Below are 13034 nucleotides of genomic sequence, written 5' to 3'. Positions count from 1 at the left end.
CATGCTATTTTGGTACTCTCTCATCTTCTCTCTCATCTTCTCTCTCATCTTTTGGTATAAAGGAACTCCAACGTGTAGCGTTTGTCTAACTCTTTTATTTTGGTACTCTCTCATCTTTTGGTATAAAGGAACACAAAAGTTTTTATGACTCTATCAAACCGTATTCTGGTGCTCACATCATTCCATAAAACAAAAACGACGATGTCGCATAATTTATGCGCTATCGTCGTTTTCTTATTTACTATACAAGATCTAGTTTAAATCTCTCTTTTGTAACATCATCTGGATCATTTTTATTTTCCATTACAAAATAATACAAATCTGAAGGATCATATTTTTCATTTAGAAAGACAAATTTCTCTTTAAATACTCGCTCTTCACTTGACTTGTTCATACTGTCAGCAATCAGCAATACTTCATTCGAAATTTTTCTTCCCTTATCGTCCTCAAAATACAGTTTTACCTGTTTTTCCACTTTTTCTTCACTAACTACTTCAGTTTGTAAAAAAGATAACCAGACAATCGTATTCGTAATTGTTCGAGTTTGACTGATCAAACTGATCTCTACTTCAGGCAATTCATTCCGTGAACGATCCGTCTTAATACGTAGAAGAGGGACCATCATTTCTTGAGGTAAATGACCACCATGACTATATTGGTACCCCCCACCTTGTAGAGCAAAGCGATTCATTCCTCTTGGCACAGTAATATATCCGAGGTTGTCTAAGCGTTCAGACAGTAGGAAACTTAATCCACTGTAATGCTTCTCTTCTTTTTCTGAAACAATGAATCGTTTATTTTTGATCCAAGCATCTGACTCTTTTTTAACAGGCACCTTTTGCTGTGTAGGAATACTACTTCTCGTATACAGATAACCATGATCTGCCGTCACTAAGAAAGAACCGATACTCACATCATTCGTTAAACGCGTCATTAATTGTTTCAATTCGGAAACACCATCTTGGGTTGCATCAAAGACTGCTTGTTCCGTCGGCTGATGGTCACCAATCGCATCCACTTTATTGTGATAAACATAAATGAGTTTTTTTCCTGCAAACTTTTCTCTCAATTGTTCTTTATTTAACTGCTCAATATCCGTTGATTTCATCGCTAGTGCTTCTTCATGTCCGTTTCTCTTTAAAATAATCTCGCGATTGACTGTACTGTTCGTTGGCATCCCATCTGCAAAGACTGTCCCATCCGCTTTTAATTGCAAGGAACTATGCGGAAGCAAACTTGCCATCCCCACAGAAGTGATTGAAGGCAACTCCGTTTGCATCCAATCAAACTCTCCATTGAATTTCTTCTCTTTCGTTAACTCAAGATACAAGTCTTTCCCAGCTTCATAACGCAATCCATCCGAAATAATGACAACGATCCGTCTATTATTCCGCACATAAGCTTCTACTTCATTTGTATAGAAAGATGCTTGTAGTTTTCTTGGGTCAAACACTTGAGAATTAGAATAATACCTATCCCACTTTTGCGTGAATGTTTCTAAGTATTTATTCACATACAAACGTTCCATCTGTTCTTTTACTGGCATGAGTATTTCTCTTCGTTCCGCTGGAAGAACATCATACATACCATACATTTTCCGGTAAGCCTGGTCAATATGATACCCTTGTTCACTATAGAACTGCCATAACTCTTCTAATTGACTAAGCATTTCCCATTCTTCTTCAAATTCTTCAGTAAACTGATTCAGCTGGATCGCCCATCTAAGAAACGCATATTCATGAGAAAACTGTTTATGCCAAAAAGTATTGCGCCTTTTCGTTATAAATGGGGTTAAACGGTTTCTATCTTTTATCTGAACGCATATTGACTGAACGATTCGTGCTATCAATTCTCTATCGAACCACGAAAACAACTCGCATTCAACAATAGCTTCCATTGGCAAATCTTGAAATAATTCATCAAAGTCCCATTCGTTTTCAATAACAGCAGATACAAAGACAAACGCTTCTTCTTTATCCTTCGTATTCATCCATTGATTGATAAACACGACAATGGGATTGGTTTTTGGTAGAAGATACGGTTTCATTTCTTTAGGAACATAGTCTCCCAACTCCGTGGAAAGATGCGTGAGAAAGACTTGTTGCATCAATTCCATAATAGAGTGTGAACCACTTGGACTCGTAGCTTCTGCATACCCCAATATTTTTTCAATCATCTTCCAGAATTGTTTTTCGTCTCCAAATTTAACGATTTGATCCCATTTTGAACTGTTTCCTGCAGCTGCTTCATCAAACAGCTCAATCAGCACGTCCATCCATGAGGCTGAGGCTGCTTTTGTCAGCGTAGCAAAAACTGCGTAATCAACCACTTCGGATGATTGAAAAGGATTATTGTGATAAAGACGTTGGAATTGATTCAGACGTGTTTTTGATCTGAAAAATACTGGATAATGCTGAAGTGTATTTGTTATCTCTGCATCATCTGGATCAATACCCAGTGATAAATACAATTGGCTTTCAGAGTCAACTTTTAATTCTTCACTATATAAAAGTACATCAATTAAAGGGTTCTCTTCAATGCTCGGTCGTTCCATTGCAAAATATAAGAAAAGTGATTTTTCTTTTAAATTTTTTTCAATTAAAACATTCGTATGAAAATAATTGGATGTCGTCACACGTAAAAGGTTCACTTCAGCTTGTGACTCTATCCATCCCTTAATCGTTTCAGAATAAGCCTCTTCCTTGTCAAACAAGTAGAGAATTTTACGTTTCTCTCCTTCTTTTAGGGGAGAGTCATAAAAAGATTGCACGTGTGATAAAATATCCTCTGCCATTCGCTCACCTCCTTTTTATATTTTTTCAAATACATTTAATTCTTTGGGTTTATTCGAATGGTCATCCGTTACTTCGACATTTTGAAACAATTCATAGTTTACTTTAACGCCATCATCCAAGTCCAAATCAATTTCTTGTCTAGCAACGTGATTGATCACTTGATCATATTGAGCTAACTCGGCACGGTCTTTAGTATATTCATCAATGTTTTTTTGTGCACGCGTTTTTTGTACCGGAGTACTTGTAGAATCTTCCAATAATTGTTGCTCATGACTAATCAGATTGTCCAATACACTGGCTTCATGCAAGACATAGTCTGTACGAAGTTGGGCAATCGAATTTTTGTTGTAGCGATGCAAGTACATTAAGCCTTTGAAAGCTCCTCGTTTACCACTGGTGAACTGCCAATAGATAGGTCGTTTTTGATAGATTTTCACATGATCCTGATAGAACTCTTTCATAAAATAACGACGAATACGTTCACGTGAACTTTCTGTATCTTTTTTATCCAACGCTTCAGCTATAAACCGTAAGTTTTCTTCTAACGATTCTTTCCCGTAAATCGAACAGATCAATTCTTCCACTTTATTCATGATATCATCTTTAAAGTATTCGTCCTGGGTCAACGGAATAATATTGGTCGTATCAGGTTGATAGGTTTTATACTGACTACTATCCCATTCCCCCCCTGCATAAGCCAACCCTTCTTTATCCAATGAATAGCGGCCAAACATCAGTCCAACTAAATAAGACAAGAAGCTTTTCACATCTTGTTTCACATCTGCCTTTCTTACAGTCACATCTTTTTCTTCCACATCAGGAGTCAACTCATCTTGAAGCCCATAGATGTCAATGAAAATACGATTCAGTTCTTCTTCATTTACCTTCAATTGATAGAATCGCTCTTCAGCAACATCCTGCCATTTATTGAAACTACCTTGAATTAAAGAAGAGTTTTCTTTGTATGTTAAGAAAGGATGTTTCTCGAAATCCCACGACGTTTCGAAAGAATCCCAATCTTTTTTTGAAATATCAATATTTTTTTTCACTAAACAATCGATGTTCTCCTTGTGTAATTTATTCATTATAATTGGCAAATTTGAAATATTCCCTTTTTGAAAATTTAATGTAGGATTTAACAATGATAAAAAGTAATAAGCAATTTCTGAACATAATAAACCAAGGAGATAGTAAATTTCGTCCTTATTGTCATTATTGGCAAATGAACCACTTGCATCATATAGAAATCCATTCTGAATATACCTAGCTGAAAATTTATAAGATGAAAGAGAGTTCCAGGTTATATTCTCTTTAAAGATATAATCTAAATTAAAGGCATGCGCAGGAATTTTACCATCTTTATTTTTTAAATTCCTCATCTCAAATCCTTCATTTTCCCAATTGACCACATATTCTTTATTGCCATACCACTTTCTAAATCCCCCACCTTTACTGTATGGGAACCATTTTTTTTTACTATTAATTCCTTCATTTCTATTTTCAATACTTAATCCAATTTTATTTTGGTATACTTCAAACCAGAGCTTTATAAATTTATTATTATCACCAGTAATCATCCCCGCTCTAGTTACTGAAAAATCTTCAACTGTTTTAGCTTTTTCAATTATTTCGAAACTTTGCTTGTAAGCCCAATAAGCAATGGGGCTTCCTGGAATTTTTCTAAAATCACTCTGATTTGTCAAATAATAGTTTTCTTTATTAAAAAAATTATTTTGTTTTTCTTCTGCATTTTTTATGTCCACCATGCGAATGTACTGAGCAGTATAATTTTCAACCGAAGTATTTCTTGATATAAAAGAAGTATTTTGAACAACTTCTCCCCCTATTTCTTCGAAAGTACGTGTTCCCAGATGAATCATATTTATAATCGTCTGCGTTTTTAGTAATTTGTTTCTTAATTTTTCAAAAGAAGAAATAAACATCCATGAATGCTGGTTGATAGTCCCCAAAAACCCTTTATCTTTTGTAAGATTTCTGGTCACTTCCATAAACACTGCAAATAAATCACTTTTTTCATCAGGATAATACTTTTTCAAATACTTTTTGAGGTCAGCATGCATTCCTTTCGAACCCATATAGGGTGGATTTGTCACGACCACATCATAAGTACTATTTAGTAGGACTTTATATTGGTTAATTAAATCTTCAATTAATGGAAAGGTGTATTCAATCAAATCATTTGTCAAAATATCTAATTCAGCTTGTTCTCTAATAAATTCCATTTGCTTTTCAATAACCTGACTATTTATTTCGGGAACTTTTAAAATAGATCCATACAATTTTGCATCATGAAAAGTATGAATTAACTTCACTAATTCATCTTTAACTTCATTTTCTCCTTTTGAAAAAAGATTTATATTTTCTTCGTTTACTGAATTGCTTTCTTCGATAGAAAGAATATGTGCTTGCAATTCACGACTAAATAAACGGCGATCGTATTCTCTAGCTTTCATTATTAAGGCAAAGGTAGCTAATTGAGCAGCGCGTTTGTCAATATCTAATCCGAATAGATTGTTTTTTAAAATGAGTTTTGGTATTTCGCGCTCTCTATATCCACGAGACAGATACAGTTTATAGAATAGGTCAAATGCATAGACTAAAATATGTCCGGATCCACAGCTAGGATCTAAGAAAGAAATTTCTTCAACATTTAAGTCAGAATTTTTTAAAGTTTCCAATTCTTTTGAGACTTCTTCGCTTTGCTCTGCATCCTCTACATAGTAATTCAAAGAATTTTTTAATATTTCGTCTGGATAAGACTCTAACCATAACCTTCCGAGAGAATTATCAACCATATATTCGACAATCCACCGAGGAGTGAATAATTGTGTAGCCGGTCCAATTTCTTTCTTGCCTATTTTTTTGTTTTTCTTAAGGTTTTTAAATACAGTATCTTTTTCATCTGAAATATAAAACTGATACAGCCATCCGACTATTTCAACTTCTTTCCAGTTTTCTTCATCGACCATAGTGACAAAGTCTCTGATCACACTGTTGTCATTTAATAAAGCATCTGGTATTAAAAGAGCCAAGTCATCTGTAATTGGTTCAAAAACATTTGGCAAAAATTGACCCAATTGAATGCTTTGTTTGATCAATAAATATTGATAGAGTTGATTCAGCTGGCTCTCTTCCTGCATGTGATAGACTCGTTCTTTATTTAAGTCTAACTCCTCAACAATAGAGAGAATATTTGTCAGTGCATCTGGTTCTAATTTGTTTGGTGTATTTGAAGATAATATACACATCCCAATAGGTAAATAGTCATTCACTTCCATGTAGCGTAAGGCGACAAAGCGGTTAAACCAAGTATACGCAGCTTCATCCATCACATTTTGATAGCCTTCAATCAAAATTCGATTTTTTAAATGCGTATATTGTCTGCGCTCCCGTTCGCCCATTACGTTTCCATTGACTAACAACCCATCACTTAATTCATCCAATGGTTGAATCGCTTCTTTCGTGATTCCAAAACTATAAGCCTTCTGTTTTACAGCCTCTTCAATTTTTTGACGTGCCGTTACCGCAAATTTTCGCAATTGACTTTTATTCACTGTAACTCTCCTCTATATTAACTTGATATAATCCGCTTCTTTTAAATAATCATTCAATTTATCTTTTAATTTACTAACATACTTTTCCACATCATCTTTTGAGTGTAGTTCAATCGTCTGGTTCTGAAGAATATTTTCTTTGTGCACAATTACAGGTTTGCTTTCGATGAAAGGTTCAACCGGTTCAACGGTTACTTCAGGTGGTAGGTCGTCAGCAGGTGGGAATACCTCTATCTTAGGCGATTGATCATTTAGTTTTTTTCTTTCGGAGATTTCATCTTTTGCATCGAAAACTCCTCGTATTAACGTTCCCTTAATCACATTGGATTCTTGTTTGTAAGACTTTAATGCGCGGACTGTGTTCGCAGTCAATACTCCATCTTCAACGTTGGCTATTTTAAATTTATACTTCTTGTAGAGACAATCATATTCAGGATAGCCCTTTAGCGTTTCAAGTTCTTGTTCAATATCCCTTTTATCTTGTTCAATAGCTTGGTGAATGGGTTGGGAGACAGATTCTAATTCCTCTGTATACGTTGCATTGAATCGGTCAGTCCAATCTTTTAATTCCTTCATCTTATGATACGGACGATTCATAGCTAAAATTTCTTTTTCAGCTGTATAGATTTGTCTCAATTCTTCATTTTCAATATAATTTTGGTCATCTGCGTACAGTTGGGTCTGTTTTGTTGCTTTATCAAATATTTCTTTATGGTGTTTGAAGAATTCAAGAATATCCTCTAAATCTTCAAAACTATCTAAAAACTCATTACCATACTCTACATAATGAGTTAAAAATTCTCTTGAGTCTTTAATATTCAGTAAACGATCGATCTTTGAAATAGTCTCCCGTATTAATTCACGATCTGGATAACGTCCATTTTTATATAAAGGAATTTTATCTTGCAGCTCTTTTTGCTTTTGACTAAATTTATCGGCAATACTAGAATAGATTTCTTCCTCTTTATCTCCAATAGAAGTGATAGAAAATAAATCTTTCGTCAATTCACTTACTTTTTTCAAAATAGAACTATCCAGCGTTTTTCGTTTTGTCACGACTATTTTTTCTTGCCATTGCGAACGTTGAATCATTTTTAAAGCGTCATCTTCAAGCAAGTTCATTTTTTTACTATTTACTGTAAATAGAACTTTTTCAAGTTTAACTAAACGAATTAAACTCGCTAGAATATCCAGTTCATTCCATCCGTAAGGTTCAGTGGTGTAGCGTTTTAAGATTTCATTTAAAGTGACTATCCGATTTCTTTCTTTTTGCATATCTAAATACCGTTCAATTTCTTCTGTTGCTTCTCTGTTTTCATCTTCGTATTCTTCTAACATAGAAATATCTCTATTAAAGATAATTTTTTCCAGATCTATTTTTGTATGCATTTTTTTCATATAAAAGATTTTCGGATAAACATTGGTCACTAATGAATGCAATCCTTGTTCAATTCGTTTATTTGGTGTACCACTAATATCTACTACAGAACCGTTGACTATAATTGTAGCTTCGCTAATTGCTAAATTTAATTTATCTAAAAACACATTTTCCAGCTGTTTTCTTTCGGACGCTTTACGTTGGCGAATTTCCTGTTGAACAGGAGTAGCAGCTTGTATTGTCTGTTTTCTTAAATAGTGGTTAATTTTTAAATAATTTTTTATTTCTTTAAAATCTTCCTCTTCGGGAAATCGCACAATGATTTTTTCTGGTTCCCTTTGTGATAAAACCAGTGTTTCTTGTTCTGCATAATAATCCGAATAAGAAGTCATAAAGTGTACTCCTAATAAGGATGAAGAATTTCTTAATGAGCGATCGTCTATCCAAAGAGAAAGGTCCATTAAATAAGTTACATCGGATTGATCATTAAAAGGCTTATAGGTAAAGCGTCTAAGGTTCAAAACATCGCTAATTAAACGATTACCCGCTTCCATAATATATTCAGATGTAGGGATTTCAATATTATCTATTTCACGATTAATATCCTGTTCTTCATTCGTTAAGAATAAATATTTATTGCCTATTCGCTGTATCAAAAATTCTTTTTCTAATAAATCAAGCGATTGTTTAATTTTATTGTTTAGTTCAATCAGGTCTTCATCAATTGAATGAATCATTAAGGTAGTAAGATTTTTTAAAGTGCCCGGCATTTCATCTACGTAACGAATAAGAAAAAGTAATTTTAAAACATTTACATCAAATGAACCTAATGATTCATTTTGATCTGCTTTTATAATCGTTGATCGCACCGAATGTTCTAAAGCTTGGTCAATATTGTCGTAAAAAACATAAAAAGGGATCAACGTAGTTAAATCTTTATCTTTGTTGGCAATGGTCGCTTGTTGAATAGATTCTAACAAGTTCCGTTCTCCATCAGATAAATGTTTTCCTGCTGACCCATGTTCACGGATCCCTGTAAACACTTTTTGTAATAGATTAAATTGATATGGAACAAACGGGTAAACTTTGGCAAAATCTTCACGGCTATTATAAAAACGCATAGTTGCAGCATCTTCAAATTCCAATTTGTTTTTCAGCACAATGGAATTTTTATCATAAATCTTAAGTAATGTAGAATAGGCTTCAGCTTTCTTATCAAGCAAACGTATCTTAATAACTTCATCTGCATTTGCACTGCTTAAACTTACGCGGGTGTTGAATCTGCCTTGGATTTTTGAAAAATCAGTTGAAGACATGTGTTCGCTCAAACTATTGATGTCTTGTTGAGAAGTAACCAATACCCACACTTTCCCATTGCAATATTTTCCTAGATCTTCCACAACAGTTTGCAGATTGAGCATTAGTTCCGTGTTTTCAGCAATATATTGACCAACTTCATCTACTGAAAATATCAAACGATAGTTTTTCTCTTTTTTATCTACATAACTACGAATACGTTGGGCAAATCGTTCAACTGAAATGGAATAATTATCTTCTCCATTTTCGAGCCAGCGATTCACGCTTTCTTCACTGTTATGCGTAGCTTTAGCTAAAGCACTAACCGTTTCATCAAAATTATAATAAAGCTCTTCTCTTCCTTCTTCCCATTTCAAATCTGTTTCTTTTTTAAAGAATTCTTTAAATGATTCGTACTCACCATTTTCATCTAGAGTTTCTTCTAATTCTGCTAGCCAAGGTATACTGGCGGAATATCCTCTCATCTCGTTGAATACTTTATTAAATACTTTCACAATAGCTGTTTTATTTTGTTTGCTATCGGAATCGGCTTTGGAATCAATATTGAACAGAACTACTTCACTTGGATACTGAGTAGCTTGTTCTATTTCTGCTAACAACTCTGGATTATGTAGTTTGTCTCTGAAAAAATCTACTGGTTTTTTTCCATCGATTTCCATATCAGACTGTAACAAGTAGGACAGTATTTTTAAAAAATGTGATTTACCCGAACCAAAGAACCCTGAAATCCATACACCCATTCGATCAGTTGGCTTATTATAGGCTTTATTATAAGCCGTATAAAAAGTTTCAAAATGCTTTTTCAGTTCTTCTGTAACCACATATTCCTCTAACTCTTGCTTGATATTCTCTTTTTCTTTCTGACCAATTTTTATTACACCTTGAATATCTCTCGTAATATCTTTTTTAAATAACTGTTCAATATTCATCGTATATCGACCTCCTTGATTAATTTTCGATTAGTTTAAACGCACGGTAATAATTATCATCCATAAAACGTGAAAAAAGTTTTAAACTTCCATTTTCGTAATGACCAGGATAAAACATGATTAAGGGTGTATTCTCAACAACTGCTTGCAAATTGTTTAAAACGGTATGTGAACGTACAATAGGATAAACCTTTCCGATACCCGTGATAAATATCATGGACCCTTCCTGCTTGTGTTCACTTATATATTCTACGATCCAGTCATTATTTGTAGCCAATTTTAGTGCTTTTTTCATTTTGTCATACAAAAATTCGCTCCCTTTTTTTTCTTCCATTTTAAAGTTTTTATCCATATATCCTCTCTGTTCGAAGAATTCTAAGGCTATGTCAAACAAATCGAATTCTTGAATAGAAATATCTGGATTTTCTTTTTGTATGTGTTTTTTTATATATGGCAAGGCATCTCTTACTATTAATTCATCTTCAGGTTCATAATCAAAAATATAAAATCCCACTTCGTTCCCTAGTCCTTTGTTTGTTAAAATTTTTGGATCTGATAATTTTTCTTTTAGCTCATCCACACGAACTGCAATGGGTCTCACTGAATAACCTCCCCTAATAAGACTTCTACAATATACTTATCTTTATTATTTGCTAAATAGTTTTCTACATTTGAAGAAATGACTGGTCTGTGCAAAATAATCTTATGATTCACTATGCTTGCATAATTTGCATCTGCAAGCGTTTGATGATAAGAGTTCACTAGTCGAGCCCTTGTTTCCTTTTTCCATTTGGCAACAGTATCGTTTTGTTCAATTTTTTTTTCAAAAAAATACTCTGTATCTTTTTTTGAAATTTCATAATCTAGCGTCAACCACTTATCCAGAACAACTTCTCTCATCCACTCATAAAACAACCTATCTTTTTTTAAAATAGCATATAATAGAATTATTTTACTCGTTTGAGAATCACTCGTAATAAAATTTCTAAGTAAAAACTCATCTAAGTAGTTCAAACGTCTTTTTATTTCACCCAAGAAGCTTTGTTTGCGATCATCACTAGACAATTGAAATATATTCTCTTCCAATACTTTTTCTTTTATATCCTCATCAGTCAATCCTTGATCCATAAGTTCTGTAATCATTCTTGTTTCTTGATATAAAAATGGACGAGTGTTTAAAGTAGTTAAATATTTTTTTTTCATTGCGAACGCCCTCTTCTATAAAATATAGTCCTATTAATTATAACATTCATGAAGGTTTTAAAAAATGCTACTTTTCATTTAATGATTTTAAAAACATACCAACTCCACCCATTCTTGATTAGATAAAGAAAAAGAATAATACATGCTTTGAAACTAGATTATTAATGGAAATACTAAATAAAAAAAACCTTCACTTATGCCATTAATGGCAAGAGTGAAGGTTTTATCATTTTTCTGGACTATTATATATAAATCTTTAACTCAATTCTATCTTCGGATCAAAACAGATATGACCGGTAATATTCTTTGCGGCATCTTTCGGATTTTCATAAGACCAAGCACCATTTTCTATCCGCTCATCATTTACTTCGATATGATAATATGTGGCTTCACCTTTCCAAGGACAAGTGTATTGTTTATCGCTTTCAGAAAAATATTCCATTGCTACATCTTCTCTAGGAAAATAATGGTTCTTCTCCACCACCTCAGTGTGATCACTTTCTGCAAGCACCACATCTTTGTAGATAGCTTTCACTTTCTTTACCTCCGTTTCTTATATACTTCATAGTTTATCTACTTTACAGTATATCTTTTCAGCCGAAATATTTCATTATCCATGACTTATTCAAATCTGCCCAGTTTTTATTCATTCAGTCCAAGGCATCCATATTAATTATACCCGTTGAATCAAACACTTTATTGGCTCTGGTGGCAATGATTTTGGTCGTTCCATAGTCGAATCCGCCACCGATGATTCCGCCCACGACTGGTACTAGTTTCGTTAAATTGATTACTCCTTTAGTTCCATTTTTCGTAATAAACCGAAATCCGATTTTTTGGTTTATTTTTGTCAAAACCTCGCTCGGTATTTTTTTGGTAATGATATTTTTGCCCATTTTCATACCCGTTGTGATTCCTGCCTCTTTGAAAACATCTGAGATCCCTTTTCCTGCGATACAAGCGTAGACAAATGTCTGTACCTCATCGTCTTTCAAGTCATATCCTTTTATATAAGCTATTGCAGCAATCATTCTCATCTGAACGTAAATGACGGAAGTAATATTTGTGGATATGGCGGCTACCGTTACAGGTAAGGTAAATGCTCCTCCGACACCCGAGACGAATCCGTTTATTGAATTTTTCTGGACTTGGTTTTTGATCAACTTTTTAATAGCCAAATCCGACTTTTTATATCTATGTACATATTCATCTGCCAAAACTTCAATCGGTTTGGAGACTTTCGGTATTCCCTCTACGGTTCGCTGATAGGACCAATTCAGTAAATCTAAACCTTTATTTGTTTCCTCTGCCAGTTCGACGGCCATGGACTTTCCTCCTCTAATTCGATCTTAAAAATAGTATAGCATACTGAACAAAGCAAAGAGGAAAGACTCTACACTGTTTCATAGCAGAATCTTTCCTCTTTTATCTGAATGTATTGTTTTGAACTAACAAACCAATACAATTTCTATTGGAGTCTTTTATTATGGTTCTATAATTAATCGTGTTGGTGAGTTCTAACGAACTCGCTGATACGATTTTTTATTTTGTATAGAAAAAGGCCAGTAGATTCCCTTATAATTAAGTCGACCAAAACCAATCAAAGGAGAATCTACATGACCCACTCTCATATTATACGAAATTCGTTGAATATTAAAGATGAAAATATTCTTTTTGATCTAAATAATTACGTATGCCCAGAAGAAACGCTTAAAGGAACCACTTACCTTGTTTATCAAGGGACATTGACTTACAAGCCGAAGGCCTGTCATCACTGTGGATCTGTTAATCAAAACTATTCAGTGACTAAAAACGGAACAAAAACATCTACGCTCAA

Annotated in this window: 7 protein-coding genes and 1 pseudogene; 1 reads left to right on the top strand and 7 read right to left on the bottom strand. The window is 33.8% G+C overall.

From position 1 onward, the window contains the following. Positions 1-241 precede the first annotated feature (241 nt). From pglZ to H626_RS0110040, 7 genes are all read right to left on the bottom strand, one after another. Positions 242-2794 carry a BREX-1 system phosphatase PglZ type A gene (pglZ, locus tag H626_RS0110070; protein WP_027109251.1) on the bottom strand — a complete coding sequence of 851 codons (2553 nt, stop codon included), beginning with the start codon at positions 2792-2794 and terminating at the stop codon, positions 242-244. Between the two features lie 15 nt (positions 2795-2809). Then, the gene (gene pglX / locus H626_RS0110065) at positions 2810-6370 is read right to left on the bottom strand and encodes a BREX-1 system adenine-specific DNA-methyltransferase PglX (RefSeq protein ID WP_027109250.1); all 3561 of its coding nucleotides are present in this window, start codon (positions 6368-6370) and stop codon (positions 2810-2812) included. Positions 6371-6382: 12 nt separating this feature from the next. Beyond that, positions 6383-9994 (bottom strand): BREX system P-loop protein BrxC, encoded by a 3612-nt coding sequence (gene brxC, locus H626_RS0110060; RefSeq protein ID WP_027109249.1) that lies wholly within the window; start codon positions 9992-9994, stop codon positions 6383-6385. A 19-nt stretch (positions 9995-10013) separates the two neighbouring features. Beyond that, a complete protein-coding gene (locus H626_RS0110055) occupies positions 10014-10595 on the bottom strand; it encodes a DUF1788 domain-containing protein (protein WP_027109248.1) in 582 nt (193 codons plus the stop codon). Next, complete coding sequence (locus tag H626_RS0110050; RefSeq protein ID WP_027109247.1) at positions 10592-11197, bottom strand: DUF1819 family protein; 606 nt, start codon at positions 11195-11197, stop codon at positions 10592-10594. The genes H626_RS0110055 and H626_RS0110050 overlap by 4 nt, the downstream gene beginning before the upstream one ends. Before the next feature lie 256 nt (positions 11198-11453). After that, positions 11454-11732 (bottom strand): DUF427 domain-containing protein, encoded by a 279-nt coding sequence (locus tag H626_RS0110045; RefSeq protein ID WP_027109246.1) that lies wholly within the window; start codon positions 11730-11732, stop codon positions 11454-11456. A 115-nt stretch (positions 11733-11847) separates the two neighbouring features. After that, a complete protein-coding gene (locus H626_RS0110040) occupies positions 11848-12522 on the bottom strand; it encodes an EcsC family protein (protein ID WP_035619280.1) in 675 nt (224 codons plus the stop codon). A 291-nt stretch (positions 12523-12813) separates the two neighbouring features. Between H626_RS0110040 and H626_RS11595 the strand changes: the two are divergent. Next, positions 12814-13034 (top strand): annotated as a pseudogene (locus tag H626_RS11595) (ISL3 family transposase); the annotation flags it as partial.

Source organism: Lacticigenium naphthae DSM 19658 (assembly GCF_000425865.1).
Taxonomy (GTDB): domain Bacteria; phylum Bacillota; class Bacilli; order Lactobacillales; family Carnobacteriaceae_A; genus Lacticigenium; species Lacticigenium naphthae.
Note: the sequence above shows the minus strand (reverse complement) of the source record. Positions and strands in the feature narration are given on the sequence as shown.

What these genes read in the sequence shown, in the direction of transcription:
- pglZ (WP_027109251.1), bottom strand. Translation starts at nt 2,794, where the DNA reads ATGGCAGAGGATATTTTATCACACGTGCAATCTTTTTATGACTCTCCC.
- brxC (WP_027109249.1), bottom strand. Translation starts at nt 9,994, where the DNA reads ATGAATATTGAACAGTTATTTAAAAAAGATATTACGAGAGATATTCAA.
- H626_RS0110050 (WP_027109247.1), bottom strand. Translation starts at nt 11,197, where the DNA reads ATGAAAAAAAAATATTTAACTACTTTAAACACTCGTCCATTTTTATAT.
- H626_RS0110040 (WP_035619280.1), bottom strand. Translation starts at nt 12,522, where the DNA reads ATGGCCGTCGAACTGGCAGAGGAAACAAATAAAGGTTTAGATTTACTG.